Below are 24,992 nucleotides of genomic sequence, written 5' to 3'. Positions count from 1 at the left end.
GCCCGCAGTAGGCCGCGCTCCATCGAAACGTTGACGCGCTCCAGCGCCGTGTCGGCCGGAATGTAGGGCACCGGCAGCAGAACCGCTCCGGCGGCAATCGCTGCAATCACATCGGCGCGCTGTCGGATCGCATCCAACGGCGCGGGGGCAACGTTTGGTTGGTCGTCGAACCAGAGGTCAAGCGCCTCGGTCGCGGCGGCAGGAATGCCGTTCCAGTCATCAGCGGCGGCAAAGCAGCCGGGCAGGTCGGGGAAGGACAGACCAAAGGCGCTGTCTCCATCCTGGTGAACGATAGCGATGTAGTAGCGCATGGTCAGGGTCCACTTGTTTGCCGGTGTGGTCGGCAGATCAGAAGATTTGAAATCCACCATCTGCATCGGCGCAGATCGAAATGCCGAAACTCTTCGTTACGAGCGCAGCAAGCTCGCGGGGGTCCATTCGGCCTCCTTCGGCCTTGAACCTTTCCCATCGGTCCCCGCTGTCATTGTTGGCGTGGAAGCTACGGATAAACATCGGCCGCCTGGTCGCCAGAAGACATGGGTGTTTCTTCCAGAAGCGATAATGATGGAAGTGAAAGAGCGACAGCCGCGACGGTGACTTCTGGAAGATCACCTGCCCACAGTTCCAGTGTGGGGCGACGACCTCCTTGAGTACACAGGAACTCTCACTGATCCGGGCCGCATATCCGCGGCTGAAGTCAAGTTCTGCGCGTCCTGCTTCGAGCACGAGGGGCTGCAAGGCGCGGAAGTGCCGATGGACCTCGGCTATGAAGTCCAGCGAGACGGTGTCGTCATCGTCGAGCCCGAACTCGCCGATAAAGTCGACATCCGATCGTCGATACAGGCGGAGAACCTTGTTGCAGACCTCGTTATGGATCTGCCCGTCCGCCTCCTCATGGATCACGATCTGCGGGCAGTCTGATACAGCGTCGACGAGCGCCGTACGGATCTCATCTGGCAAGCTGCTGCCGATCAGAACGATGATGGTGAACCGCTTGTCGGTTTGGCCGAGCATCGCTGGAACCCAGAGCTTCTTGAACAAGGTCATCCGCGTTCTCAGGCGGTCGAGATCGCCGACACCGGACTTTACAGCGAACCCCGAGCCATCGCCGGTCGGATAGGAGAACCGGCACAGGCCAACGAGATGAAGGCTATCTGACGCCACGTCAAAATCCACTTCAGGGAACACCGGGTCGAAATCTGTCCAACGGGCGACGTGCCGTAGCTCAAGTTTGCACTGAGCAACACGGCGCTTCAAGGTGCTGCTGGGGGGGCCAATCCACTTTATGCTCCCAGGTTCATTGAACCTGTCGGCATCGGATGCTACTGGAATAATTGGTGGCTAGGTCCAATGCGATCCGCGCCTTTGGCCATTTTTCCGTAGTTTGGCGGGTGCCGGGGTTCTTTACACCGAGAATGTCGGCGGTTCGAGCCCGTCATCGCCCACCATTCCCTCCTTTCAGGCGTCGCTGGATGTGTTCGGTGCTTTTTCGCTGACATTTCCGGCTTTTATGGAACCAGTCGGCCGCTTGCTGCGTTGTCTGGGCATAGTTCCGCTGTCTTGACGCGGACAGGTGAAAGAGGTGTGACATGAACAAGTTCCAGATCGCAGTTGTTGCTGCAACCTTGTCGTTTTCCGGTATTCCGGCGATGGCTCAGGACGCAACGGAAGTTCCCGCCGCAGGCGACGAGATGCGCGCCACGCTGTGCAGCCAGCAGCTTGGATATGCCAATGCCGTGACCGACAAGATCGTGGTCGTCCCGATGGGCGCCGCAGATGTCGGTATTGCGCGCCTTGAAACGGCGACCGCTGGCCCGGTGCAGATCCGTGCCTTTGACATGGCGTCCTGCCAACCCGTCGCGGTGAAGGTCTGGGTCCAGGACCAGATGGGCACAGTCACCGATGAACAGGCCAGCGACATGGCCAGCTTTTCCGCGGCCCGCTTTGTCGAAGGCGTGAATTACATTCGTGCCGAGCGTGCGCTGGACCGCGATCTGGGATTCGTCATTTCCGGCGTGGAATAACAGAATCGGGCCGTGACGCCTCGTCGGCCCGTGGCAGGGGGAACAGGAATTGGTGTCCGTCCAACCGGAAAACCGCCGGTTCCCCCTGAATTCACGGCGAATCCGGCGGGGCGGGCGTGGTCGACGGCTTGACCTTGGCCCGGAATGCCCCTAAACGCCCCCATAAGGAATTGGCGCGCTGCCCTCTCTGGGCGGCGCGGTTCACTGTCGGATCGAAGGATAATCAAGATGTCGCGCGTCTGCGAACTGAGCGGGAAAGGCCCGATGACGGGCAACAACATCAGCCACGCCAACAACAAGAGCCGTCGCCGCTTCTTGCCGAACCTCAACGAGGTGACGCTGCTGTCGGACGTGCTGGGCCAGTCGTTCCGGCTGCGCATCTCGGCACATGCACTGCGCACGGTGGATCACCGTGGCGGTCTGGATGCGTTCATGGCAAAAGCCAAGGATGACGAACTGTCGGAGCGCGCGCTGAAAATCAAGCGCGACATCCAAAAGGCCCAGGCCGCGGCCTGATCCGCCCACGGACCCAAGGTTTCAAGGCCCTGCCAGGTTTGGCAGGGCCTTTTCCGTTTTGCCTTGTATCTGGGCTTGTGCTTGGCCTTGGCGCCGTGCGGTGCTATTCGGAGGCATGAGTTCGCGGTTTAACCTGATCCCATGGCTGCTGTCGGTCGTTCTTGTGCTTGGCACGGGCACGATTGCACAGGCGCGTGGGCAGATGGCGGCTGCGGCATTCATGGAGATCTGCGCCGGTCAGGGCGCGGCGATCATATTGGTGGATGCCAAGAGCGGGCAGCCTGTGTCCGTCCACTCTTGTCCCGATTGCATGGCAGGCCACGGTATTGCGGTATTGCCGGATCCGGTGCCGCCGGTGCGGGCAAGTGGCTGGTCGCGTGTTGTCGGATCGGGCCGTGCGCAGGTGGTGGCCTGTGCGGTATGTACTGGACCTTGGGCGCGTGGGCCGCCGCGTGTGGCGTGATTTCAGATGCCACCCGATACCGCCGGCAGGCCAAGGCCGTCGGCCTTTTCTCCAAGGATAGCCCATGTTTCCGAAATTCCTTCTGACCGCCGCAGTTCTGGCGTTTGCCGCCCCTGCCATCGCCCACGACGCTGTGCATGTTGTCGATCCCTACGCCCGTGCCATGGGGGCGAACGCCCGGACAGGGGCCGCTTTCATGGTGATCGAAAACCATGCTGCAACCGATGACCGCCTGATTGCGGCGGTGTCCGATGTGGCAGAGCGGGTCGAACTGCACACCCACAAGGCCGATGCCAACGGCACCATGAAAATGATGGAAGTCCCCGAGGGCTTTGTCGTTCCGGCCCATGGCAACCATGCGCTGGCGCGCGGCGGGGATCATGTCATGTTGCTGGGGTTGAAACGGTCGCTGGCCCATGGCGACACCTTCAGCCTGACCCTGACCTTCGAGAAGGCAGGCGAGATGACGGTGGAGATCCCGGTTGATCTGGAACGCAAGCCCGATCACGCCGCGATGGGCGCCCAGAAACACTCTCACTAAGATGCAAGGGGGGCGGGCCAGTCTCTGGCCCGCCCCCCTTTGATCCTGCGATTGGTGCGGCCCTATCGCTCTTGCGGAGGCAGGGCCGTCTGGAACAGCACCGCCAGACCGGCCAGCGCCGCAACGCCCAGTGCCAGCGGCCCGATCGTGCCGTCGAAGGCCAGCCCCAGCGGCACGGCCAGCGCCACACCCGCAACCGTCGCAAGCGCCGAAATCAACGAGGCGGCCATGCCCGCCACCCGCCCGAGCGGTTCCATGGCGATGGCGTTGATGTTGCCCAGCGTGAAGCCCGTCATGAAGAACACGCCGCAGACCCACAGCAGGAACAGCGGAAATCCGGCGGCACCCGGCAACAGCCCCCCCAGCGTGACAGCGGCGACTCCTCCCGAAACCACCACCTGTGCCAGCAGCGCCACCCGCACCATGCGACGCATCCCCAGGCGCATCACCAGTTGCGCATTCATCAGGCTGGCCGATCCTGATGCAAGTGCGATCCCGGCGAACCAATAGGGAAAGGTATCGCCATGGCCAAAGGTCTGATCGAACAGAAACTGGATCTGGGACAGCGTGCCGAACAGGGCAGCAAACAGCATGGCCTGCATGGCAATCGACACCTGCACCACGCGATGGCCCATCACCTCGCGCGCTGCCGCAATCAGCGGTGCGGCACGCAACGGGCTGCGCGCCGCCGGCGGCAGGGTTTCAGGTTGCCGGATCACCAGCCATAGCACCGAGAGTGCAGAGAACAGGATAAAGGCCGGAAAGATGCCGCGCCAGCCCCCAAGGGCGATGATCCATGTGCCGATCAGCGGCGCCACCGCCGGTACCAGCGTGAAGATCATCATGGCAAAGGACATGATCCGCGCCATCTGCCGCCCGGCATAGAGATCCCGGACCATGGCCACCGCGACAATCCGTGGCCCTGCGGCGCCCAGCCCCTGGACAAGCCGGCCGATCAGCACCCCTTCCAGCGTCGGCGCGGCCCAGGCGATGGCAGCGCCGACGCAATACAGCGCCGAGCCCGCCAGAATCATCCGCCGCCGCCCGAAGCTGTCCGACAAGGGGCCGGTGATGAAGGTGCCGATTCCCATGCCCAGCACAAAGCTGGTCAAGATCAACTGTGCCTTGTTCGGCGCGTCCGGCGAAAGCTCTGCCGCGATTTCGGGCAGGGCAGGCAGCATGGCGTCGATGGAAAAGGCAATCGTCGCGAACAGCATCGCCATCAGGGCGATGAATTCCGGCAAGGGAAGGCGGGGCGCAGAGGCGGCAACGGGCTGGGTCATGTCCGGTCCTTACGCCCGTTGCGCAACCGGGACCAGAGGGGTTGACGCGCGCTGTCCGAGTAATTTAATCAGGTATTTCCTGATAAAAGGAGTCGGATATGCGCGTCTTCCTTGTCGCCGGTGTTCCGGTGGTGCTGCCCCCGCCACCGCAGGCCACGGCGAGTGCCCCGGACCAGCCGCCACCGGCGGCGCCCGCCCGCTGATCTGGGGCTTAGCCCTCAATCCTGCCGGGCCTGGGCGGCGATATCCGCCGCCACCTTTTCCCACAATTCGGGCGGCTGGGCGCCGGACACCACATATTGCCGCGCAATCAGAAAGGTCGGCACCGCGCGTACGCCCTTTTTCCGGGCATCCAGATCGCGCGCGGCGATGTCATCTGCATCGGCCCCGGATCCCAGCAGGCGCAGGACGACATCGCGGTCCATTCCGGCCTCGGCCGCAATGTCGGCCAGAACCTCGGCCTGCCCGATATCGCGGCCATCGCGGAAGTAGGCGCGGAACAGGCCCGCCACGACCGGGGTCTGCGCACCTTCCAGCCCTGCCCAATGGATCAGCCGATGGGCATCCAGCGTATTGGGTTGCCGTGCGATCCTGTCGATGTTGAACTCCACGCCTGCCGCCTCTGCGGCCTGCTGGACAGTCAGATAGGCCTTGGCCGCCGCCATCTGGCCGCCGAACTTTGCCTCCAGATATTCGCGGCGGTCTGCCCCGCCCTTGGGCAGATCGGGGTTCAACTGGAATGGGTGCCATTCAATGCGGAATGGATGGTCGCCGATACGTTCCAGCGCCCGGTCCAGATGGGCCTTGCCGATCATGCACCAGGGGCAGACCGGATCGGAAAAGATATCAAGCGTAACCATCAGGCGCCTCCTTCGGGCATGATCCATCCCTGACGCAACGCCTTGCGCGCCAGCTTGTTGTTGGCCCCCTTGGGGATCGCGGGCAGGGGGATGAACAGTCGCGGCTGTTTGTAACGGGCCAGTCGAGTTTCGGCAAAGGCGGCCAGGTCGTCGGCCGATGTGTCTTGCCCGGCATAGAACAGCGCGATCACGCCAACACCGGGCCGCACCTCGACCTCGACAGCGGCGGACTCCTCGATCGCCGGATGTCCGTTCATCACGCGTTCGACTTCCAGTGGCGACACGCGATAGCCTCCTGCGTTCATCATGTCGTCGTCGCGCCCCAGATAGGCAATGGCGCCGTCCTCGGCCATGGTAACGGTATCGCCGGTCACGAACCAGTCACCGGCAAATCGCGCGGCGGTCTCGGCCGGCTGGTTCAGATAGCCCAGAAACAACCCCGGATCGCTGCGATGCACGGCAAGCGTTCCGGGTGCCCCGCGTGGAACCGGGATCCCCATGTCGTCCAGTACCGCCAGCCTGCGTCCCGGCTGCGGATATCCGCTGGCGCCGGGCGGTGCAGGGTGGCCGGGCGCCGCCGAAACAAAGGTCGAGACCTCGGACATGCCGAGCGCCTCGCAGATCACCGTTCCTGTCACGGCTTCCCAGCCCTGGCGCACGGCATCCGGCAGCTTTTCCCCGGCCGACAATCCATGGCGCAGCTTTGGCAGGGCTGGCATCGCTGCCCGCAGCATCTGGCGGTACACACCGGGGGCTGCGGCAAAGATCGTCGCATCGAACCGCCGGAGCAGCAGCGGCAAATGCGCGGCGGCCACACCTTCGGCGGGGATCAGCGCCTGCGCCCCGACTGACCAGGGATCCATCAGCCCGGTCCCCAGCGTATAGGTCCAGTTGAAGGCGCCTGCATGCATCAGCCGGTCGGTTTCACGCAGGCCGTACCAGCCCGCATGCATCATGCGCCGGGCCCAGATCGCGCGATGCGCATGGGCGACGGCCCGCGCCCGCCCCGATGTGCCGGATGTATAGATCAGATAGGCCAGCCGGTCAGGATCGCCCATATCCCAGTTACAGGGCGCATGATCGCGCAAGGCGCGCAGCGCCTCCAGCCCCAGCACCGGGCAACCGAGGGTGTCCGGCATTGCGACATCCGGGGCTGCCACCACAAGATCCGGCTCGATCTCGGCCAGGATCCGCTCCACTTCCGGGCGGGTCAACTGGCTGGAGGTCGGCACGGGCACCAGCCCTGCGGCAATTGCCCCGAGGAACACCACGGGAAAATCGACGGTATTGCCCAGCCGCATGACGATACGCGCGCCAGGGCGCAGCCCCATGGCCAGAAACCCCGCCCCCGTCCCGCGAACAGCCGCCGCGAGCCGCGCATAGGACCATCGCTCTGCCCCGGCTGGCCGCACCACCTGAAGCGCGATTCGATCGGGCACCCGATCCGCCGCCGCCAGCACATGCGCGGCCATGTTGAATGGCGCAGGGCAGGGCTGCGCTGTGCCTTCTTCCCAGACCGAGGGTTGCCCGCTCATCACATCCTCTCCGTGATCCCGGCCCCCGCCTACCCAGCCCGGCCTGCCAGCACAAGATCCCGCGCCAATTCGCTCTGCCCGGATAGCCCCGGTCAGAGGCATTCACGGCCTGCCATCCTGTGGGGTCCGGAAGGGGTGGCCCGAGACCGGAAGCTCATCGCATTCGGGGGCGCCGGGCCGCCGTGCCGGGACTGCGGGAAAGGTCAGCCGCCGGTATGGCTCATATGGCGCGACATCTGACCGGCCACCGCCTGGCGGGAATAGTCGAAATCATGGCCCTTGGGCTTGCGGGCGATTGCGGCCCGGATCGCGGCTTGCAGCGCCGCATCGTCGGGGCTGGCCCGCAGGGGCGCGCGCAGGTCGGCCATGTCTTCCTGGCCCAGGCACATGTAAAGCTCCCCCGTGCAGGTCAGCCGCACGCGGTTGCAACTTTCGCAGAAGTTATGGGTCAGCGGGGTGATGAAGCCGATCTTCTGCCCCGTTTCCTCCAGCCGGACATAGCGGGCCGGGCCGCCGGTGCGCTCCGCCAGATCGGCAAGGGTATACCGCGCGGCATAGCGGTCCCGCAGATCACGCAGCGGCCAGTATTGGTCCAGTCGATCCTCGGCGCCCAGATCGCCCATCGGCATGACCTCGATCCAGGTCAGGTCATGGCCTTCGCGCGCGCACCAGTCGGTCAGGGTGAACTGCTCGTCCTCGTTGAACCCTTTCAGGGCGACGGCGTTGATCTTGACGCGCAGCCCCGCCTCTTTGGCGGCTGCGATTCCGTCCAGAACCTGCGGCAGGCGGCCCCAGCGGGTGACGGCGGCGAATTTCGCATCGTCCAGCGTGTCGAGCGAGACATTGACGCGCCGCACGCCGCAATCCACCAGATCGCGGGCAAAGCGGCGCAACTGGCTGCCATTGGTTGTCAGCGTCAGCTCTTGCAGCGCACCCGTTTCAAGGTGCCGCGACATCGCGCGAAAGAACGTCAGGATTCCGCGCCGAACCAACGGTTCCCCCCCGGTGACGCGCAGTTTCTGCACCCCCAGACCGACAAAAGTGCTGCACAGGCGGTCCAGCTCTTCCAGCGTCAGCAGCTCGGCCTTGGGCAGAAAGGTCATATGCTCTGCCATGCAATAGACACAGCGGAAATCGCAGCGGTCCGTGACCGAGATCCGCAGGTAGCTGATAGGGCGGGCAAAGGGGTCGATCAGGGGTGCGTTCATGCCCACAAGGTAAGCCCCGGCAGCAAGGCGCGCAAGTGAGCGCCGATGCGCGCAGGTCGTTGCGCAGCAGGATGCGACAGGGTTAATCTGCGGCATGACACATGTACATGCGCCTGTTCTCGTTCTCTGCGCCGTGGTTGCCTTGGGCGGGTGTGACCGCCTGCGCTCTGTCGGGGACGATCCCGTCGCTGCGGCGCCTCAGGGCACCCAGCCATCTGCTGGTGCTGCCAGCCCAGGGCTTGCGCCCCAGGTTGCCCGGACTGCGACCGCATTTGACCGCACGACCGAGGCGGAAAAAGCCGCAGCCCTGGCCCGGCCAGTGGCGGGGGCCGAACTTGGCAGGCTGGTGGTCAGCCTGGGCAATCCGGCAGAGCAGGGGTTCTGGCTGCGGTCATCGCTGGTGGAGACCGCGCGCCCCGGCGTTGTTCGGCTGGCCTCGGGCAAGACGGCGCAGGTAGAGTTGCTGCCGGCATCCGGCGGCGGCGCGCAGCTTTCGCTCGCGGCCTATCGTGCGCTGGGGCTGGGGCTGACCGATTTGCCGACCGTCACCGTCCTGACGCGCTAGGCGGTGTGCTGCGGCGCCCGGCATCCCGCGGCTTGGGGGGCTGAGCACCGGATGCAGCCCCGCGGATCGGGGCTGCATATGCGCCAAAACCTTGCGGCGCGGCCTTAGCGACGGGCGGCGTCGGTGCGCGCCCAATCCCAGTACAACTCGCGGACCTTGCGCGTGACGGGGCCGGGTGCAGGGTAATGCGTGCCGTCGAATTCCCGCACGGCCAGCACCTTGGCGAAATTCCCTGACAGGAACACCTCATCCGCCTTGTGGAAATCGTCAAAGCTCAGCACGGTTTCATGCACCTTGTAGCCATCGGCCCGCAGGTTTGCGATGTGGCGCGCGCGGGTGATCCCGGCAAGGAAGGTGCCATTGGCGATCGGAGTGAAGATCTCGCCATCCCGCACCATGAACACGTTGGCGGTGGCCGTCTCTGCGACATTGCCCATGGCATCGGCTGCCAGCGCGTTGCCATAGCCCTTTTGCTGGGCCTCAAGCAGCATCCGCGCATTGTTGGGGTACAGCGCCCCCGCCTTGGCATTGCAGACCGCATTTTCCAGGACCGGACGGCGAAACCGGGTCCGGGTCAGGGTCGTGCTGTCCTGCGGACCCGGCAGGGCCACTTCCTCAAGGCACAGGGCAAAGACGGTCGAGGATTCAAGCGGGGCGACACCCAGTTCCGAGCCATGTGCCGCCCAGTACATTGGGCGGATGTAGACGGCGGCATCCTTGGCGTAGGGTTTCAGGCCGTCCAGGGCCATCTGCACCATCGTCTCGGGGGCGATGGTCGGGGTCATCATCATCGCTTCGGCCGAGCGGTTCGCGCGGGCACAATGGCTGTCGAGATCCGGGGCCATGCCATCGAACCACCGCGCACCATCGAAAATGCTTGATCCTTGCCAGATACCGTGGTCGGCCGCGCGCATGACCATGACGTCGCCGTCATGCCACTTGCCGTCGAACCAGGTGCGGATATTCGTGCCGAACGCCATGGCGCCCTCCATTCCCTACTTGCGCGCTCAAAAAATCACCCTTGAGCGGAAAGGTCCAGAGGGTGCGGCATCGTCGTCAGGCTGCGTCTGTCACCGGCGTCTGGTGTGGCTGGTCGATGTCCACTTCGGGAAGCCCCTCGCGCGACAACAGGACGGCCACAGGGCGCAGGCGCGGGATATGCGAGCAGACGATCATGATCGATACCATGATCGGCACGGCAAGGAACATGCCCGGAATGCCCCAGACCGCCGCCCAGAAGGCCAGCGACGCGATGATACCGAAGGAAGACAGCCGCAGCGTCCGGCCCAGGAACAGCGGATCAAGCACCTGCCCGACCACGAACTGGATGGCCACCACAATGGTCAGGACGGCAATCCCGCTGACGGCATCGCCGGTTTGAACATAGGCCACAAGGCCCACGGCGATCGTTGCAAGGATGGAGCCGATGTTGGGAATGAAGTTGAGCACGAAAGTCAGAACGCCCATCGCCATCGCAAGTTCAAGCCCGAAGGCGCTCATCACCAGATAGACCAGCGCGCCAGTCACCAGGCTGACCACCGTCTTCACGATCAGATACCTGTTCACCCGGTGCACGATGGACGAAATGATGCGTTCGACCCTGAGCGCGCTTTCCGCATCGCCCATCAGGCTTACCAGTTTCGGGCGGAACCACAGCCGTTCCAGGAACAGGAAGCCGACGAACAGCGTGACCAGCACGGCCCCCGACGCGATGTTGCCCGCCTGTCCGGCCATTGCCGCCAGCCATGGGCCGATCTGTACGCCCTTCAGCCAGTTGAGCACGGCTTGTTCCACATCGGCGCCCATCCACGAGAACAGGGTGGCCAGTGCCTTTTGTGCCGGGTCGGCATATTGCATCACGGTGAACACGACCGTATTCGCCTGCGACAGGATCAGCACGGACACCGAAATCAGGACCGTTGCGATCAGGATCACGGCAAGCAGGCTGGCAAACCAGACCGATGCCTTGGCCTCGCCAAAACGAAGGCGCTGGATATAGCTGATCGCATCCGAGGTCAGCGAGAACAGCATGATGGCGATCGCCAGCGAGATCAGCAGGAACTTGGCTTGCACCAGCAGGAACAGGATCACGGCAAAGGCGATGATCCCCAGAAACCATACCTCCAGGCGGCGCGAGTCCTCTTTTGGCGGGGGCAGGGGCATTGCCGGAGGAACCTGATTGGTCGGCTCGGTCATCGTGTCTGGCCTGCTTGGGGTGGTTTTCGCCGGACACTAGGGGCGCCCGGCACGGCAATCAAGACTCGGTTGCAGAAATGGCGGCCAGTTCACGCAGGGTTTCCGCGCGCAAGGCCTCCAGATCGGCGCGGGCGGCGGCCAGCTCTGCACTCTGCCGGTCAATCTCGGCCATTTGCCGATCCGCCATGGCGACGAATGCGGCCAATTGCGCGGCGGTCCCGTTCTTTTGGTAGATTTCCAGCCATTGCCGGATTTCCTCCAGGCCAAAGCCGAAGCGGCGGCCGCGCAGGATCAGGGTCATGCGGGCCACCTCGCGCGGGCCGTACAGCCGCGCGCGTCCATCCTTCTGCGGCGCCAGCAGCTCGATATATTCGTAGTACCGCAAGGTGCGGGGCGTCACGTCGAAGCGGGCGCACATCTCTTTGAAGTTCAGGTGTGTTTCGGCCATGCCGGTTTCCTCCACCCCGGCAAGGTAGGCCGATTGCTGCGCCTGCGCAATCGGGCGCGGCACCGGGACGCGCGCATGGTGCCAGCCGCGCATTGGGGGCTTGCGCTGGACTGCGCGCCGATGCTCAATTGCCGGCAGGACCAGCAGGAGCCCCGTCATGGCCAGCCCATTCACCCCGCAGCAGTTTCTGGACGCGCTGCCCCATGCCCGTGCCCTGTCGATGCGCCTGGACAGCGTGACAGAGGATGGCCACGTCACCCTGTCGATGCCGTGGGATGCCCGGCTGGTGGGCGATCCGGCGACCGGCGTCTTGCACGGTGGTGCGGTCTATGCGCTGATGGATACCGCTTGCGGTCTTGCGGCAACGCTGCATCCCAACAGCTCTGGCGGAACGGCCACGCTGGATCTGCGGATCGACTACATGCGCCCGGCCACCCCAGGCCAGCGCGTGCGGGCCGAGGCGTTCTGCTACAACATGACACGCTCTGTCGCCTTTATCCGCGCCGTTGCGACCGACGATGACACTGCCCGCCCGGTTGCCAGCGCAACCGGGGCCTTCACCAACGAACCCAGCCGCAGGAAAGCCGACGCATGACCGCGCGCACTCGCCCCGAACCCGTCCAGGTCGTCAAGCAGCGCCGCGATGCCGCGCTGCGCGCGCTGGTCAACGGCGTGCCCTATATCCAGTTCATGGGCTTTCAGTTCGACCGCCGGGGGGACGAACTGACCGCAGTGATGCCATTCGACGAAAGCCTGATCGGCAATCCGATCCTGCCTGCGCTGCATGGCGGCGCGACAGCGGGGTTTCTGGAAACGACCGCCCTCATCGAACTGGCCTGGCAATCGCTTTGGGAAGATATGGAGCAGGGGCGCCTCGACCCGACGACGCTGCACCCGACGCACCTGCCGCGCCTGCCCAAGACCATCGACTTCACCGTCGATTACCTGCGCTCCGGCTTGCCGCGCGATGCCTATGCGCGCGCGCGGGTCAACCGTTCGGGGCGCCGCTACGCCAGCGTGCATGTCGAGGCATGGCAAGACAACCGCGCGCGGCTGTTCGCACAGGCGACGGGGCATTTCCTGATGCCGGAACGGGGCGAGCCGACCGGCAATGACTGACATCACGCACCGCCGGGTGCTGAAAATCGCGCTGCCCATCGTGCTGTCGAATGCCACCGTCCCCATCCTGGGGGCTGTCGATACAGGTGTTGTCGGCCAACTGGGGCAGGCGGCGCCGATTGGCGCGGTCGGTGTGGGGGCCATCGTGCTGGCCTCGGTCTACTGGATTTTCGGCTTTCTGCGCATGGGCACATCCGGGCTGGCGGCGCAGGCCCATGGAGCGGGCGACACTGCCGAAACCGGCGCCATCCTGTTGCGCGGGCTTGGGATAGGGGCCGCCGCAGGATTTGCGTTGATCCTGCTGCAAGCACCGCTGGTCTGGGGCGCGTTCCAGCTTGCGCCCGCCTCGGCAGAGGTCGAGGGGCTGGCACGGCAATATCTGACGATCCGCATCTGGGGCGCCCCGGCGACGATTTCGCTCTATGCGGTGACCGGCTGGCTGATCGCGCAGGAACGGACGCGCGCCGTTCTTGTCCTGCAACTGTGGATGAACGGCCTGAACGTGGTGCTGGACCTGTGGTTCGTCCTCGGGCTTGGCTGGGGCGTTCCGGGCGTTGCCATCGCAACGCTGATCGCGGAATACAGCGGGCTGGCCCTTGGCCTGTGGCTGTGCCGTGGCGCGTTCGCGGGCGGGGCCTGGGCCGACCGGCACCGCCTGCTGGCGCGGAGCGCGTGGCAGCGGATGCTTGCGGTGAATGGGGACATCATGCTGCGCTCGGTGCTGTTGCAGGGCAGCATGACGACCTTCCTCTTCATCGGCGCAGGGTTCGGGGATGTGACGCTGGCCGCCAACCAGATCTTGCTGCAATTCGCCGAAATCACCGCCTATGCACTCGATGGATTTGCCTTTGCCGCCGAGGCGCTCGTAGGGCAGGCCGTTGGCGCCCGCCGTCCGGCCCAGGTGCGTCAGGCGGCCTGGCGGTCGTCGCAATGGGCCATCGGGGGCAGTGTTCTGTTGGGGGCGGCATTCCTGATCTTTGGGCCTGCCATCATCGACGTGATGACGACTGCGCCGGATGTGCGGGCCGAGGCGCGCGCCTATCTGGCCTGGCTGGCCGTGGTGCCCGCCATCGCTGTGGCCAGCTATATGTTCGACGGCATCTTCATTGGCGCCACGCTGACCCGCGAGATGCGCAACACGATGGCGCTGTCGGTGACGCTTTATGTGCTCGCGCTCCTGATCCTTGTCCCATGGGGCGGAAATCATGGCCTGTGGGCGGCGTTCATGGTGTTGAACCTTGCGCGCGGCGCCACCATGGCGCGCTATTACCCGCGCGCCGAACGTGCGGCGGCCCCGTCGGATGCGTTCGCCCGCTGAGACCGGGACTGGGGCTGCCTCCTCTGGGCCGTGCCAGAGGGTCTGATCGCAGCGATCAGGCCAGGGGGGACGGCCAATCGGTGCAAGGCTGTGGCCAGGGCGCGGGCGGGGGCAACGCAGCGCCTCTGCCTCTCTCGTACGGCTGGATCCAAGGGGGGCTGTCGTCGCTGTGCATCGGGCCGTGATGACGCGCCCGCGGGCAGGCTCCCGCACCTGTCATGCGCGCAGGCGGGGCCTGAATGCAAAAGGGGGCCGCACGTGCGACCCCCCGGAGCGGTTCACGCCAATCCCGTGCTCAGTTGACGATGGTGGCCTCGGTGGCCTTGCGCAGTTCGTCCTCGGTCACGCCATCCGCACATTCGACGATCTTCAGCCCGCCCGGCACAACATCCAGTACGCCCAGATTGGTGATGATGCGGTTGACCACACCCTTGCCGGTCAGCGGCAGGGTACAGTCCTTGAGCACCTTGGAATCGCCGTGCTTGGAAGTATGGTCCATCACCACCACGACGCGGCCGACACCGGCGACCAGATCCATTGCGCCGCCCATGCCTTTGACCAGCTTGCCGGGCACCATCCAGTTCGCCAGATCCCCTTTTTCCGAAACTTCCATGCCGCCCAGAATCGCCATGGCGATCTTGCCGCCACGGATCATGGCAAAGGATTGCGCACTGTCGAAAAAGGCGGTCTGCGGCAGTTCGGTGATGGTCTGCTTGCCTGCATTGATCAGGTCGGGGTCTTCTTCGCCCTCATAGGGGAAGGGGCCCATGCCCAGCATTCCGTTTTCCGATTGCAGCGTGACATTCACGCCATCCGGAATGTAGTTCGACACCAGCGTCGGGATGCCGATTCCAAGGTTGACATACCAGCCGTCCTGCAGTTCCTGGGCGGCGCGTGCCGCCATCTGGTTCCGGTCCCAGCCCATCACACGGCCTCCCGCTTGCGCACGGTGCGCTGTTCAATGCGTTTCTCGTGCTGCCCCTGGATGATGCGATGCACGTAGATGCCGGGCAGGTGGATATGGTCGGGGTCGATCGAACCGAGCGGCACGATCTCTTCGACCTCGACCACGCAGATCTTGCCGCAGGTGGCCGCAGGCGGGTTGAAGTTCCGCGCGGTCTTGCGGAAGACCAGATTGCCCGAGGGGTCCGCCTTCCACGCCTTGACGATGGAAAGATCCATCACAAGGCCGGTTTCCAGAATGTAGGTCTTGCCGTTGAAGTCCTTGTGGTCCTTGCCTTCGGCAATCACCGTTCCCACCCCCGTGGCGGTGTAGAAGCCGGGGATTCCGGCGCCGCCAGCGCGCATCCGTTCGGCCAGCGTGCCCTGGGGATTGAATTCCAGCTCCAGCTCGCCCGACAGATACTGGCGCATGAATTCTGCATTCTCGCCGACATAGGACGAGATCATCTTGCGGATCTGGCGTGATTCAAGAAGGACGCCCAGACCAAAGCCATCTACACCGCAGTTGTTCGACGCAATGGTAATGTCTTTGGTCCCCGCCTCGCGGATTGCCGCGATCAGCAGTTCCGGAATACCGCACAGGCCAAAGCCGCCAGCGGCGATTGTCATCCCGTCGAACAGAAGACCGTCAAGCGCCTCTGTCGCGGATGCATAGACTTTGCTCATAAGTCCTCGCTCCCCAAGTCACTTGTGATGTTGTGACGCGGGGGCAGGCGTTAGTCAATCGCCGCGCTGCGGAAAGCTCAGCGCAGCGCGGCTTCTGCGGCCATGCCAAGGCGCAGCAGGCGCGGTTCGGCCATCGGCGGTGCCAGGAGTTGCAGCCCGCAGGACGGTTCGGAGGTTGGCAGGCTGAGCGCACAGCAGTTCATCAGGTTGCCGATCCGGGTGTTGCGCAGGGTCAGAAGGTTTTCCGTGACGTAATAGTCCGCATCGGCCAGCAACCGCGCGGCATCGGGCGGCATGATCGGCGCAGTCGGCGTCAGGATCGCGTCATATCCAGCGGTGGCCGCCGCCCATTCGACGCGCAGCGCGTTCAGGCGCCGCCAGCCGGCGACGTAATCGGCGGCGCTTACGCCTGCACCGCCACGGAACCTGTCGAGGATTTGCGGGAACATCTTGTGCGGCGCGCGTTCGATGGTGTCGCGCCAGATGCCCCAGGCCTCGCCGGTAAAGAGGGTTGGCGACAGGCTCATCGCCTCGGCAAGGGCAGGAAAGCGGATACGCTCGATCCGGGCGCCTGCGCGGGTCAGCCGGGCAAGCGCATCGTCGAAGCCGCGCGCAGGTTCGGGGCGCAGGTCGTCCAGCGCCACGGTTTCCAGCACGGCAAAGCGGGCGCCGACAAGGCTGGCTCCGGCCAGATCGGGCGCCTTGCCCCCCTCCATCACGGCCAGCAACAGGGCGCAATCCTCGACCGTGCGGCACAGCGGGCCGATGGTGTCGAAGGTTTCGCACAAGGGGACGGCGCCGGTCAGGGGCAGGCGGCCATGCGTGGTCTTCAGGCCGACCAGGTCGTTCCAGGCCGACGGGATGCGCACCGATCCGCCGGTGTCCGACCCGATGGCCGCCGGTGCCAGCCCGAAGGCCACCGAGGCGGCGGCGCCCGAGGACGAGCCGCCCGGCACCGCACGCGGATCGTTGATATTGGGCGGTGTCGCTGTGACGGGATTCAGCCCCAGCCCTGAAAAGGCGAGCTCTGACATATGGGTCTTACCCAGGCACACAAGGCCCGCGCGGGTGGCGCGTTCCAGCACCGTTGCATCGCGGGCCGGGGTGCGGCCCTGAAGCAAGGCGGATCCGGCCTCTGTTGCCACGCCTGCGGTGTCGAACAGATCCTTCCAGCTGAGCGGCACGCCATCCAGCAGACCAAGCCGCAGCCCGGCCTTGGCCCGGCCATGGGCGGCCATCGCCTCGGCCCTTGCACGGTCAGGGGTGGTGCGCGCGTAGATGCGGCTTGTGTCGGGGTGCTGTTCGAGCGCCTCCAGAAACGCCTCGGCCAGTTCGACGGCATGGATCGAGCCATCGCCGATTCCGCGCCCCAGATCGCCTGCCGACATTGCCAGCCATTCGGTGCCCATATCCGTCCCCCGTGCCTGAATGCCGGGCATCTGACACCGGCAGGGCCAAAGGCTCCCGCCCCGGCGGCGGGCAGAGTATGGGCGGACGGATCGCAGGGCAAGGCGGATTGCCGCAGGTCGCAAGGGGCGCGCCTGATCCCCGCAGGTGCGGTCGCGCAGCGGGCTGGCAGCCGCCCGGCGGGCGCCACACGGCGGCGTGAATGCGGGGGGCGCGACACGGGCGCGCAGGGCATTGGCGGGCGCGTATTCCGCAGATATGATCGGCGCATGATCGCAGAACTCGGACATTTCGCCCTGACCCTCGCCCTGGCCGTCGCGCTGGTGCAGACCGTGATGCCGTTGATCGGCGCCTGGAAGGGCTGGCCGGGGTGGATGGCGGTGGCCGATCCGGCCGCCACCACGCAATTCCTGCTGGTGGGCTTTGCCTTTGCCGCACTGACCCATGCCTTTGTGACGTCGGACTTTTCCGTCGCACTGGTGGTCAGCAATTCGCATACGCTCAAGCCGATGATCTACAAGATCTCGGGCGTATGGGGGAATCACGAAGGCTCGCTGCTGTTGTGGGTGCTGATCCTGGCGCTGTTCGGCGCCTGCGCCAGTTGGTTCGGTGGCAATCTGCCCCCGACACTCAAGGCGCGGGTGATCGCGGTGCAGGGCTCTATCGGCGTTGCCTTCCTGATGTTCATGCTGTTCACGTCGAATCCGTTCGACCGGATGCCCTTGCCGCCGATGGATGGGCAGGATCTGAACCCGCTGTTGCAGGATCCGGGTTTGGCGTTTCATCCGCCGTTTCTGTACCTGGGCTATGTGGGGCTGAGCATGGCGTTCAGCTTTGCCGTGGCCGCGCTGATCGAGGGGCGCGTCGATGCCGCCTGGGGCCGCTGGGTGCGGCCCTGGACGCTGGCGGCCTGGGTGTTCCTGACCATCGGCATCGCGCTGGGATCCTGGTGGGCTTATTATGAACTGGGCTGGGGCGGGTTCTGGTTCTGGGATCCGGTCGAGAACGCCAGCTTCATGCCCTGGCTGATCGCCGCGGCGCTGCTGCATTCCGCCATCGTGGTGGAAAAGCGCGAGGCGCTGAAAAGCTGGACGATCCTGCTGGCGATCCTGGCTTTCGGCTTTTCGCTGATCGGCACGTTCATCGTGCGCTCGGGCATCATCACGTCGGTTCATGCCTTTGCCAATGATCCCGAACGCGGCGTGTTCATCCTGCTGATCTTCGCGTTCTTTGTCGGCGGTGCGCTGATGCTGTATGCGATGCGGGCCGGGGTGATGGAGGCCAAGGGCGTGTTCTCTACCTTCAGCCGGGAATCGGCGCTGGTATTGAACAACGTGTTGCTGGCGGTGTCGGCGTTTGTGGTCTTCATCGGCACGATCTGGCCGCTGGTGGCTGAAATGCTGTGGGACCGCAAGCTTTCGGTCGGCCCCCCCTTCTTCGACGCGGCGTTCACGCCCTTTGTGGTCGCGCTGGCGATGCTCTTGCCGCTGGGCGCCAGCCTGCCGTGGAAACGGGCAGAACTGGGCAAGGCCATGCGCCCGCTGTGGGGGGCACTGGCCTTGTCGGTGGCCGGCGGCGCGCTGACCTTTGCGGTGCAGACCGGGCAATCGGCGCTTGGGCCGGTTGGTCTGGCGCTGGGCCTGTGGGTCGTGCTGGGCGCGGCGTCGGATCTGTGGCTGCGTTGCGGGCGTGGCAGCATCGGGCAGCGGCTGGGCCGCCTGACCCGTTTGCCGCGTGCCGATTGGGGCAAGGCCGTGGCCCATGGCGGGCTGGGCATCACCATCTTTGCCGTTGCCGCCCTGACCGCCTGGCAGGTCGAGGATATCCGCGTTGTCAAGCCGGGCGACAGTTTCGAGGTGGCGGGCTATGACATCACCTTGCAGGGTGTGCGCGAGGTGCAGGGCCCCAACTACCGCTCGACCATGGCCGAGATGCGGGTCCGCGACGGGTCGCGCAATTTTACGCTATTTCCCGAAAAGCGGATCTATCCCGTGGCGGGAATGCCCACGACCGAAGCCGCCATCGACTATGGGTTCCTGCGCGATGTCTATCTGGTGCTGGGCGATCCGCAGGCGGATGGGGGTTGGGCGGTGCGCAGCTATATCAAACCCTTTGCCAACTGGCTGTGGGGCGGGTGCATCATCATGGCCCTGGGCGGGTTCATCAGCCTGTCGGACCGGCGCTACCGCATCGCGGCCGGATCGCGCAAGGCGCCGCAGGGGGTGCCCGCAGAATGATGCGGCTTGCCCTGATCCTGATGATGCTGGCCGGACCTGCGGCAGCCGTCCAGCCGGATGAGGTGCTGCCGGACCCCGTCATGGAGGCGCGGGCCCGCGAGATTTCGCGCGATCTGCGCTGTCTGGTGTGCCGCAATGAAAGCATTGACGAGTCGAACGCCGAACTGGCCCGCGACTTGCGGCTTCTGGTGCGCGAGCGGCTGGTCGAGGGCGACAGCAATACCGAGGTGCTGGAGTTCGTTGTCGCACGATACGGCGAATATGTCCTGTTGCGGCCGATGGCCACGGGCTCGACCCTGCTGTTGTGGATCGCCGGGCCGGTGATGCTGCTGGCCGGGTTGGGCACCGCTGCGCTGTATCTGCGCCGTCGCCGAGGGGGCGATCAGGCCCCGGTGGACGCCCTGACCGAAGCCGAGCGGGCACGGCTGGACGAGATCCTGAAAGGCTGACGCGAAGTCGGGGTTTTCCCCGGTGGCGCGTGCGCTAAGACTGTCGCCGTTCAGGACGGAGGGGATGATGGACAGTCAGGTGATCCGCTATGCGGTGCAGGACGGTTTGGCGGTGATCACGCTGAACCGACCCGAGGTGATGAATGCGCTGAACGCCCGCGTGTGCGCGGATCTGGCCAGCGCCCTGCGCCGCGCGGCACAGGAGGCGCGGGCGGTCGTGTTGACGGGGGCGGGGCGCGCGTTCTGTTCGGGCCAGGACCTGTCAGAGGCCGCTGGCGCCGGCGCGTTTGATGCCGAGAGCGTGTTGCGCGACACCTATGATCCGATGATGCTGGCCTTGATGGAATGCCCCGTGCCGGTGATCGCGGCGGTCAATGGACCGGCGGCCGGGGCGGGCGCCAGTATCGCCCTGTCGGCCGATGTGGTGATTGCCGCCGAAAGCGCCTATTTCCTGCAAGCCTTTGCCCGGATCGGCCTGATCCCGGATGCCGGGGCGACATGGTGGCTGCCGCGTCAGGTAGGCCTGCCGCGCGCCATGGGGATGGCGCTGTTCGCCGACCGAATTCCCGCGCGACAGGCTGCGGACTGGGGCCTGATCTGGGAGGCGGTGCCGGACGAGGCATTCGCCACGCATTGGCAGGCCCGCGCGCGATCGCTCGCGCAGGGGCCGACCGAGGCCCTGCGGCGGACAAAGGTCGCGCTGCGGGCGGCAGACGTCAACAGCCATGCCGAGCAACTGGCGCTGGAGGCGCGGTTGCAGGGCGAAAGCGCGCGGACCTGGGATTTTGCCGAAGGTGTTGCGGCCTTTGTGCAGAAGCGCCCCGCGCGGTTTGAGGGTCGCTGAGGCTTGTGGCGGGGCGCGTGCGGGACTAGGTCTGCCGCGCCCCTGGCCCTTGGCGCAGCGGGGGCTTCGCGCCCCCGCACCCCCGCGGGGTATTTGGGGCAAGATGAAACCGCCGGGGTGGCGCAGGAGGGCGATATGGCCGGATTTCCGCAGGTGCGGGGCAGTCTGATCAAGGGCAAGGCGATGTCGGATCTGACATGGCTGCGCGTGGGCGGCCCGGCGGATGCTGTGTTTCTTCCGGCTGATGAGGCGGATCTTTGTGCGTTTCTGGCCGGGCTGGAGCGCGCGGTTCAGGTGTTTCCGCTGGGGGCGGGATCGAACCTGATCGTACGCGATGGCGGGTTGCGGGCCGTCGTGGTGCGTCTGGGGCGGCCCTTTGCCGGTATTGATGTGCTGGGGGATCGCGTGAGTGCCGGTGCGGCGGCGCTGGATGCGCGCGTTGCGCAGGCCGCAGCCGAAGCCGGGCGCGACCTGACCTTTCTGCGCACCATTCCGGGCACCATCGGCGGGGCGGTGCGGATGAATGCCGGGTGCTATGGCAGCTATGTCGCCGATGTGCTGGAGGAGGTGCGGGTGGTGACGCGGGCAGGCGAGGTGATGACGCTTCCTGCGGCGGCGCTGGATCTGCGCTATCGTCATTCCAGTTTGCCGCAGGGGGCTATCGTGGTCTCGGCGGTTTTCCGCGCACCACCGGGGGAGCCGGGCGTTCTGCAAGCGCGGATGGTCGAGCAACTGGCGCGGCGTGATGCCAGCCAGCCGGTCAAGGACCGGACTGCCGGGTCCACCTTTCGCAATCCGGCCGGGTATTCCAGCACCGGCAGGGCGGATGATACCCACGACTTGAAAGCGTGGAAGCTGATCCAGGATGCCGGAATGCAGGGCGCGCGGGTTGGTGGCGCCCAGATGTCGGAGAAACACGCCAACTTTCTGACCAACACCGGCGGCGCGACGGCGCAGGATCTCGAATCACTTGGTGAGCAGGTGCGAAATAGGGTTTTCCAGACGGCGGGAATCTGGCTAGAATGGGAAATCATGCGTGTCGGTGAACCGTCGGCGTGATACGGCACGGCAAGGGGCCAAGACCCCGGTGATATAACAAGGGCCGCAAAGGCCCCAGAGGCAGAAGATGGCGGGCAGTTCGGGCAGGACAGCCGCCAGAGTGGCAGTTCTGATGGGTGGCGCCTCCGCGGAGCGGGACGTGTCGCTCTCCAGTGGGCGCGAATGCGCCACCGCTCTGCGTGCGGCAGGCTATGATGTGGTCGAGGTCGATTGCGGCCCGGATCTGGCTGCGCGGTTGGCGGCGATCGGGCCTGATGTCGCCTTCAACGCCCTGCATGGCCGCTGGGGCGAGGATGGCTGTGTTCAGGGCCTGCTGGAATGGCTGCGTCTTCCCTATACGCATTCGGGTGTGCTTGCTTCGGCTCTGGCCATGGACAAGCAGCGCACCAAGGAGATCTATCGCGCCATCGGTCTGCCGGTGGTTGCCAGCCTGCTTGCGGACAAGGCGAAGGTGGAGGCAAGCCATCTGTTGCCGCCGCCCTATGTGGTCAAGCCCTATAACGAAGGATCCTCGGTCGGGGTCTATATCGTGCCCGAGGGTGCGAACCGTCCGCCGCGGCTTGCCCCCGCGATGCCGGCGCAGGTGATGGTCGAGGCGTTTGTGCCGGGGCGCGAGCTGACCTGTTCCGTTCTGGGCGACCGGGCCTTGACGGTGACCGATATCCTGACCGACGGCTGGTATGACTATGAGGCGAAATATACCCTCGGCGGGTCGCGCCATGTGGTGCCCGCCGAGGTGCCGCCGGCGATTTTTGACGCGTGCATGGACTATGCCTTGCGCGCGCATCGCGCCTTGGGCTGCCGGGGGCTGAGCCGCACCGATTTCCGTTGGGACGCGGCGCAGGGCCTGGCAGGTCTGATCGTGCTGGAAACCAACACCCAGCCGGGCATGACGCCGACGTCGCTTGCGCCCGAGCAGGCCGCGTGCTGTGGCATGTCGTTCCCCGACCTGTGCGCCTGGCTGGTGGAGGATGCCTCATGCGACCGCTGAGAGAGGCGGCCCAGCGTCGTGATCCGGCGCCGTCCCGTTGGGCCTATCGCTGGCACAGGCTGTGGCTGACGCCGATGTTCCGCCTGACCGTCAGGGTGGGGATGCCACTTGCCCTGATGGCCAGTGTGGCGGGGCTTTGGCTGGCGGACGAGGGGCGGCGCACGGCCCTGCATGACACCTATGTGGATCTGCGCAGCCAGTTCCAGAACCGCCCCGAATTCATGGTCAATCTTGTGGCCATCGAAGGCGCCTCGCCGCTGTTGGCAGAGGCGATCCGGGCCGGTCTGGGCTATGGCCTGCCGCTGTCGTCCTTCGAGATCGACCTGCCCGCGACGCGGGCGCGGGTCGAAAGCTATGATGCGGTGGCGCGGGCCGATGTGCGGATCGTTTCGGGCGGCGTGTTGCAGGTGAATGTGACCGAGCGCCTGCCTGCACTGGTCTGGCGTGCCCCGGATGGTGTGTGGCTGGTGGATGCCGGTGGTCATCGTGTGGCGCAGATCGGGGCGCGGTCCTTGCGCGGGGATTTGCCGCTGATCGCCGGGCAGGGCGCGGCGGCCAGGGCGGCCGAGGCGTTGGACCTGGTGCAGGCCGCGGGCCCGCTGGTGCCGCGTCTGCGCGGGTTGGTGCGCATGGGCGAGCGGCGCTGGGACGTGGTGCTGGACCGTGATCAGCGCCTGATGCTGCCCGAAGACAATCCCGTCCGTGCGCTGGAGCGCCTGATTGCGCTGGATCAGGCCGAGGGCATTCTGGCGCGCGACATCACGGCGGTCGATCTGCGCAACGACCGTCGCCCGACATTGCGCCTGTCTGCCGAAGGGGCCGATACCCTTCGCCAGATCCGTCTTGCCCAAACCGGAGGATGAGTGCCGTGACCGACCTGTATCAGTCCCAGCGCGCCATGCGGCAGATGCGAAAGGCCGCCATGCAGCGCGGCGTCATCGCCGTTCTGGACGTGGGCAGCACCAAGATTGCCTGCCTGATCCTGCGCTTTGACGGGCCGGACCAGTTCCGTAGCGATGATGGCGTCGGGCCGATGGCCGGGCAGTCGCAGTTCCGGGTGATCGGTGCGGCCACCACCCGGTCGCGCGGGATCCGCTTTGGCGAGATCGAAGGCGTGCAGGAGGCCGAGCGGGCGATCCGCACCGTGGTGCAATCGGCGCAAAAGGCGGCGGGGCAACGGGTGGATCATGTGATCGCCTGTTTCTCGGGGGCCGGGCCGCGCAGCTATGGCCTGGCCGGGCAGCAGACGCTTGCCGACACCGTGGTCACCGAACAGGATATTGCCCGTGTGCTGGCGGCCTGTGAAATTCCCGACCTTGGCGACGGGCGCGAGGTGCTTCATGCCCAGCCGGTGAATTTCCAGTTGGACAACCGCACCGGGCTTGCCGACCCGCGCGGGCAGATCGGCCACAGCCTGTCGTGCGACATGCATCTGCTGTCGGTCGAGCGTGCGGCGGTGGAATGCCTGCTGCATTGCCTGAAACGCTGCGATCTGGAGGTGGCGGGCATTGCCTCGTCTGCCTATGTCGCGGGGTTGTCGGCGCTGGTGGAGGATGAGCAGGAACTGGGGGCGGCCTGTATCGACATGGGCGGCGGCGCGACGGGCCTCTCGATCTTCATGAAAAAGCACATGATCTATGCCGATGCGGTGCGCATGGGCGGCGATCTGGTCAGCCGCGACATCGCCATGGGGTTGGAGATCCCGCTCGCCATGGCCGAGCGGATCAAGACGTTTCATGGCGGGGTTCATGCCACGGGCATGGATGACCGCGAGATGATAGAACTGACCGCCGATACCGGCGACTGGGAAAAGGACCGTCGCCGTGTCAGCCGGACGGAACTGATCGGCATCATGCGCCCGCGGGTCGAGGAAATCCTGGAAGAGGTGCGGGCGCGGCTGGATGTGGCCGGGTTCGACCATCTGCCCAGCCAGCAGATCGTGCTGACTGGCGGGGGAAGCCTGATCCCCGGCGTCGATGGCCTGGCCGCCCGCATTCTGGGCCAAAGGGTGCGTCTGGGCCGTCCGCTCCGCGTGCAGGGGCTGCCGCAGGCGGCTGCGGGCGCGTCGTTTGCCGGGGCGGTGGGGTTGTGCCTGTTCGCCGCGCATCCGCAGGACGAGTGGTGGGATTTCGAGGTGCCGCCCGAACGCTATCCCGCACGTTCGTTCAAGCGGGCCTTGCGGTGGTTTCGTGACAACTGGTAACCGCAATATCCCGTGTCAGACGGCGAAATCCCGCTGATTTGCCCAGGAATGGCGCAATATTTGGGGGTGTCGGGGCGTTTTTCGCGTGACGCGCCGT

At 65.6% G+C, this 24,992-nt stretch carries 27 protein-coding genes; 15 read left to right on the top strand and 12 right to left on the bottom strand.

The annotated features are described in order from the left end of the window. Window positions 1-311, bottom strand: a 311-nt coding sequence (locus tag BW970_RS12260) for a type II toxin-antitoxin system HicB family antitoxin (RefSeq protein WP_083701254.1), incomplete at its 3' end; no start/stop codon positions are given. Window positions 312-348: 37 nt separating this feature from the next. After that, window positions 349-1,257: a glycosyltransferase gene (locus tag BW970_RS12255; protein ID WP_159441437.1), complete on the bottom strand. Its 909-nt coding sequence runs from the start codon at window positions 1,255-1,257 to the stop codon at window positions 349-351. 332 nt (window positions 1,258-1,589) lie between these two features. Here BW970_RS12255 and BW970_RS12250 point away from each other — a divergent pair, with 332 nt between their 5' ends. From BW970_RS12250 to BW970_RS12235, 4 genes are all read left to right on the top strand, one after another. Further along, window positions 1,590-2,024: a hypothetical protein gene (locus BW970_RS12250; RefSeq protein ID WP_076531670.1), complete on the top strand. Its 435-nt coding sequence runs from the start codon at window positions 1,590-1,592 to the stop codon at window positions 2,022-2,024. A gap of 228 nt (window positions 2,025-2,252) precedes the next feature. After that, window positions 2,253-2,540 carry a 50S ribosomal protein L28 gene (gene rpmB, locus BW970_RS12245; protein WP_076531667.1) on the top strand — a complete coding sequence of 96 codons (288 nt, stop codon included), beginning with the start codon at window positions 2,253-2,255 and terminating at the stop codon, window positions 2,538-2,540. Window positions 2,541-2,655: 115 nt separating this feature from the next. Next, window positions 2,656-3,003: a hypothetical protein gene (locus BW970_RS12240; RefSeq protein WP_076531664.1), complete on the top strand. Its 348-nt coding sequence runs from the start codon at window positions 2,656-2,658 to the stop codon at window positions 3,001-3,003. Between the two features lie 64 nt (window positions 3,004-3,067). Next, window positions 3,068-3,544, top strand: coding sequence for a copper chaperone PCu(A)C (locus tag BW970_RS12235; RefSeq protein WP_076531662.1), 477 nt, complete (start codon window positions 3,068-3,070; stop codon window positions 3,542-3,544). Between the two features lie 62 nt (window positions 3,545-3,606). Here the strand turns inward: BW970_RS12235 and BW970_RS12230 are convergent, their stop codons facing one another. The 4 genes from BW970_RS12230 to moaA all read right to left on the bottom strand — a co-directional run bounded on the left by BW970_RS12230 (window position 3,607) and on the right by moaA (window position 8,430). Beyond that, window positions 3,607-4,827, bottom strand: a complete 1,221-nt coding sequence (locus tag BW970_RS12230) for a multidrug effflux MFS transporter (RefSeq protein ID WP_076531660.1) — start codon at window positions 4,825-4,827, stop codon at window positions 3,607-3,609. Between the two features lie 218 nt (window positions 4,828-5,045). Then, window positions 5,046-5,687: a DsbA family oxidoreductase gene (locus BW970_RS12225; RefSeq protein ID WP_076531658.1), complete on the bottom strand. Its 642-nt coding sequence runs from the start codon at window positions 5,685-5,687 to the stop codon at window positions 5,046-5,048. Beyond that, window positions 5,687-7,222: a class I adenylate-forming enzyme family protein gene (locus BW970_RS12220; protein ID WP_076531656.1), complete on the bottom strand. Its 1,536-nt coding sequence runs from the start codon at window positions 7,220-7,222 to the stop codon at window positions 5,687-5,689. The genes BW970_RS12225 and BW970_RS12220 overlap by 1 nt, the downstream gene beginning before the upstream one ends. Window positions 7,223-7,425: 203 nt before the next feature. Beyond that, window positions 7,426-8,430, bottom strand: coding sequence for a GTP 3',8-cyclase MoaA (gene moaA, locus BW970_RS12215; protein ID WP_076531655.1), 1,005 nt, complete (start codon window positions 8,428-8,430; stop codon window positions 7,426-7,428). Between the two features lie 94 nt (window positions 8,431-8,524). Between moaA and BW970_RS12210 the strand changes: the two genes are divergently transcribed. Next, the gene (locus BW970_RS12210; RefSeq protein ID WP_076531652.1) at window positions 8,525-8,995 is read left to right on the top strand and encodes a hypothetical protein; all 471 of its coding nucleotides are present in this window, start codon (window positions 8,525-8,527) and stop codon (window positions 8,993-8,995) included. A gap of 104 nt (window positions 8,996-9,099) precedes the next feature. Here the strand turns inward: BW970_RS12210 and BW970_RS12205 are convergent, their stop codons facing one another. The 3 genes from BW970_RS12205 to BW970_RS12195 all read right to left on the bottom strand — a co-directional run bounded on the left by BW970_RS12205 (window position 9,100) and on the right by BW970_RS12195 (window position 11,639). After that, a complete protein-coding gene (locus BW970_RS12205; RefSeq protein WP_076531750.1) occupies window positions 9,100-9,975 on the bottom strand; it encodes a branched-chain amino acid aminotransferase in 876 nt (291 codons plus the stop codon). A 76-nt stretch (window positions 9,976-10,051) separates the two neighbouring features. Continuing rightward, window positions 10,052-11,191 carry an AI-2E family transporter gene (locus BW970_RS12200; RefSeq protein WP_083701249.1) on the bottom strand — a complete coding sequence of 380 codons (1,140 nt, stop codon included), beginning with the start codon at window positions 11,189-11,191 and terminating at the stop codon, window positions 10,052-10,054. Between the two features lie 58 nt (window positions 11,192-11,249). After that, the gene (locus BW970_RS12195) at window positions 11,250-11,639 is read right to left on the bottom strand and encodes a MerR family transcriptional regulator (protein WP_076531746.1); all 390 of its coding nucleotides are present in this window, start codon (window positions 11,637-11,639) and stop codon (window positions 11,250-11,252) included. A gap of 157 nt (window positions 11,640-11,796) precedes the next feature. On the opposite strand from BW970_RS12195, the gene BW970_RS12190 reads away from it, so the two are divergent. The 3 genes from BW970_RS12190 to BW970_RS12180 are packed head-to-tail and all read left to right on the top strand — an operon-like array spanning window position 11,797 to window position 14,076. Continuing rightward, the gene (locus tag BW970_RS12190) at window positions 11,797-12,234 is read left to right on the top strand and encodes a PaaI family thioesterase (protein WP_076531650.1); all 438 of its coding nucleotides are present in this window, start codon (window positions 11,797-11,799) and stop codon (window positions 12,232-12,234) included. Next, window positions 12,231-12,758, top strand: coding sequence for a PaaI family thioesterase (locus BW970_RS12185; protein ID WP_076531647.1), 528 nt, complete (start codon window positions 12,231-12,233; stop codon window positions 12,756-12,758). Before BW970_RS12190 ends, BW970_RS12185 begins: the two co-directional genes overlap by 4 nt. Further along, entirely contained in the window at window positions 12,751-14,076 is a 1,326-nt protein-coding gene (locus BW970_RS12180; RefSeq protein WP_076531646.1) for an MATE family efflux transporter, read from the top strand. The genes BW970_RS12185 and BW970_RS12180 overlap by 8 nt, the downstream gene beginning before the upstream one ends. 295 nt (window positions 14,077-14,371) lie before the next feature. On the opposite strand, the gene BW970_RS12175 is transcribed toward BW970_RS12180, so the two are convergent. The 3 genes from BW970_RS12175 to BW970_RS12165 all read right to left on the bottom strand — a co-directional run bounded on the left by BW970_RS12175 (window position 14,372) and on the right by BW970_RS12165 (window position 17,114). Then, window positions 14,372-15,001, bottom strand: coding sequence for a 3-oxoacid CoA-transferase subunit B (locus BW970_RS12175; RefSeq protein WP_076531644.1), 630 nt, complete (start codon window positions 14,999-15,001; stop codon window positions 14,372-14,374). Then, entirely contained in the window at window positions 15,001-15,705 is a 705-nt protein-coding gene (locus BW970_RS12170) for a CoA transferase subunit A (protein WP_076531642.1), read from the bottom strand. Before BW970_RS12170 ends, BW970_RS12175 begins: the two co-directional genes overlap by 1 nt. A gap of 77 nt (window positions 15,706-15,782) precedes the next feature. After that, entirely contained in the window at window positions 15,783-17,114 is a 1,332-nt protein-coding gene (locus BW970_RS12165; RefSeq protein ID WP_076531640.1) for an amidase, read from the bottom strand. A gap of 267 nt (window positions 17,115-17,381) precedes the next feature. Between BW970_RS12165 and BW970_RS12160 the strand changes: the two genes are divergently transcribed. From BW970_RS12160 to ftsA, 7 genes are all read left to right on the top strand, one after another. Further along, on the top strand, window positions 17,382-19,349 hold the full coding sequence (locus BW970_RS12160; RefSeq protein ID WP_076531638.1) for a heme lyase CcmF/NrfE family subunit: 1,968 nt from the start codon (window positions 17,382-17,384) through the stop codon (window positions 19,347-19,349). Beyond that, window positions 19,349-19,798, top strand: coding sequence for a cytochrome c-type biogenesis protein (locus BW970_RS12155; protein ID WP_076531745.1), 450 nt, complete (start codon window positions 19,349-19,351; stop codon window positions 19,796-19,798). Before BW970_RS12160 ends, BW970_RS12155 begins: the two co-directional genes overlap by 1 nt. A gap of 67 nt (window positions 19,799-19,865) precedes the next feature. Next, window positions 19,866-20,642, top strand: coding sequence for an enoyl-CoA hydratase-related protein (locus tag BW970_RS12150; protein ID WP_076531743.1), 777 nt, complete (start codon window positions 19,866-19,868; stop codon window positions 20,640-20,642). A 135-nt stretch (window positions 20,643-20,777) separates the two neighbouring features. Next, the gene (gene murB, locus BW970_RS12145; protein WP_076531636.1) at window positions 20,778-21,701 is read left to right on the top strand and encodes a UDP-N-acetylmuramate dehydrogenase; all 924 of its coding nucleotides are present in this window, start codon (window positions 20,778-20,780) and stop codon (window positions 21,699-21,701) included. Window positions 21,702-21,768: 67 nt separating this feature from the next. Then, window positions 21,769-22,692, top strand: a complete 924-nt coding sequence (locus BW970_RS12140; protein WP_144038945.1) for a D-alanine--D-alanine ligase — start codon at window positions 21,769-21,771, stop codon at window positions 22,690-22,692. After that, a complete protein-coding gene (locus BW970_RS12135; protein ID WP_076531632.1) occupies window positions 22,680-23,555 on the top strand; it encodes a cell division protein FtsQ/DivIB in 876 nt (291 codons plus the stop codon). Before BW970_RS12140 ends, BW970_RS12135 begins: the two co-directional genes overlap by 13 nt. Before the next feature lie 5 nt (window positions 23,556-23,560). Beyond that, window positions 23,561-24,895, top strand: a complete 1,335-nt coding sequence (gene ftsA, locus BW970_RS12130) for a cell division protein FtsA (RefSeq protein WP_076531741.1) — start codon at window positions 23,561-23,563, stop codon at window positions 24,893-24,895. The last annotated feature ends 97 nt before the right edge of the window (window positions 24,896-24,992 follow it).

Origin of the sequence: Gemmobacter megaterium (assembly GCF_900156815.1) — a bacterium.
In the GTDB taxonomy this organism is placed as follows: Bacteria; Pseudomonadota; Alphaproteobacteria; order Rhodobacterales; family Rhodobacteraceae; genus Wagnerdoeblera; species Wagnerdoeblera megaterium.
Note: the sequence above shows the minus strand (reverse complement) of the source record. Positions and strands in the feature narration are given on the sequence as shown.

Bases quoted from the DNA above. Each gene is read 5' to 3' on its own strand.
- BW970_RS12250 (WP_076531670.1), top strand. From the start codon at position 1,590: ATGAACAAGTTCCAGATCGCAGTTGTTGCTGCAACCTTGTCGTTTTCC.
- rpmB (WP_076531667.1), top strand. From the start codon at position 2,253: ATGTCGCGCGTCTGCGAACTGAGCGGGAAAGGCCCGATGACGGGCAAC.
- BW970_RS12240 (WP_076531664.1), top strand. From the start codon at position 2,656: ATGAGTTCGCGGTTTAACCTGATCCCATGGCTGCTGTCGGTCGTTCTT.
- BW970_RS12235 (WP_076531662.1), top strand. From the start codon at position 3,068: ATGTTTCCGAAATTCCTTCTGACCGCCGCAGTTCTGGCGTTTGCCGCC.
- BW970_RS12230 (WP_076531660.1), bottom strand. From the start codon at position 4,827: ATGACCCAGCCCGTTGCCGCCTCTGCGCCCCGCCTTCCCTTGCCGGAA.
- BW970_RS12225 (WP_076531658.1), bottom strand. From the start codon at position 5,687: ATGGTTACGCTTGATATCTTTTCCGATCCGGTCTGCCCCTGGTGCATG.
- BW970_RS12220 (WP_076531656.1), bottom strand. From the start codon at position 7,222: ATGAGCGGGCAACCCTCGGTCTGGGAAGAAGGCACAGCGCAGCCCTGC.
- moaA (WP_076531655.1), bottom strand. From the start codon at position 8,430: ATGAACGCACCCCTGATCGACCCCTTTGCCCGCCCTATCAGCTACCTG.
- BW970_RS12210 (WP_076531652.1), top strand. From the start codon at position 8,525: ATGACACATGTACATGCGCCTGTTCTCGTTCTCTGCGCCGTGGTTGCC.
- BW970_RS12205 (WP_076531750.1), bottom strand. From the start codon at position 9,975: ATGGCGTTCGGCACGAATATCCGCACCTGGTTCGACGGCAAGTGGCAT.
- BW970_RS12200 (WP_083701249.1), bottom strand. From the start codon at position 11,191: ATGACCGAGCCGACCAATCAGGTTCCTCCGGCAATGCCCCTGCCCCCG.
- BW970_RS12195 (WP_076531746.1), bottom strand. From the start codon at position 11,639: ATGGCCGAAACACACCTGAACTTCAAAGAGATGTGCGCCCGCTTCGAC.
- BW970_RS12190 (WP_076531650.1), top strand. From the start codon at position 11,797: ATGGCCAGCCCATTCACCCCGCAGCAGTTTCTGGACGCGCTGCCCCAT.
- BW970_RS12185 (WP_076531647.1), top strand. From the start codon at position 12,231: ATGACCGCGCGCACTCGCCCCGAACCCGTCCAGGTCGTCAAGCAGCGC.
- BW970_RS12180 (WP_076531646.1), top strand. From the start codon at position 12,751: ATGACTGACATCACGCACCGCCGGGTGCTGAAAATCGCGCTGCCCATC.
- BW970_RS12175 (WP_076531644.1), bottom strand. From the start codon at position 15,001: ATGGGCTGGGACCGGAACCAGATGGCGGCACGCGCCGCCCAGGAACTG.
- BW970_RS12170 (WP_076531642.1), bottom strand. From the start codon at position 15,705: ATGAGCAAAGTCTATGCATCCGCGACAGAGGCGCTTGACGGTCTTCTG.
- BW970_RS12165 (WP_076531640.1), bottom strand. From the start codon at position 17,114: ATGGGCACCGAATGGCTGGCAATGTCGGCAGGCGATCTGGGGCGCGGA.
- BW970_RS12160 (WP_076531638.1), top strand. From the start codon at position 17,382: ATGATCGCAGAACTCGGACATTTCGCCCTGACCCTCGCCCTGGCCGTC.
- BW970_RS12155 (WP_076531745.1), top strand. From the start codon at position 19,349: ATGCGGCTTGCCCTGATCCTGATGATGCTGGCCGGACCTGCGGCAGCC.
- BW970_RS12150 (WP_076531743.1), top strand. From the start codon at position 19,866: ATGGACAGTCAGGTGATCCGCTATGCGGTGCAGGACGGTTTGGCGGTG.
- murB (WP_076531636.1), top strand. From the start codon at position 20,778: ATGGCCGGATTTCCGCAGGTGCGGGGCAGTCTGATCAAGGGCAAGGCG.
- BW970_RS12140 (WP_144038945.1), top strand. From the start codon at position 21,769: ATGGCGGGCAGTTCGGGCAGGACAGCCGCCAGAGTGGCAGTTCTGATG.
- BW970_RS12135 (WP_076531632.1), top strand. From the start codon at position 22,680: ATGCGACCGCTGAGAGAGGCGGCCCAGCGTCGTGATCCGGCGCCGTCC.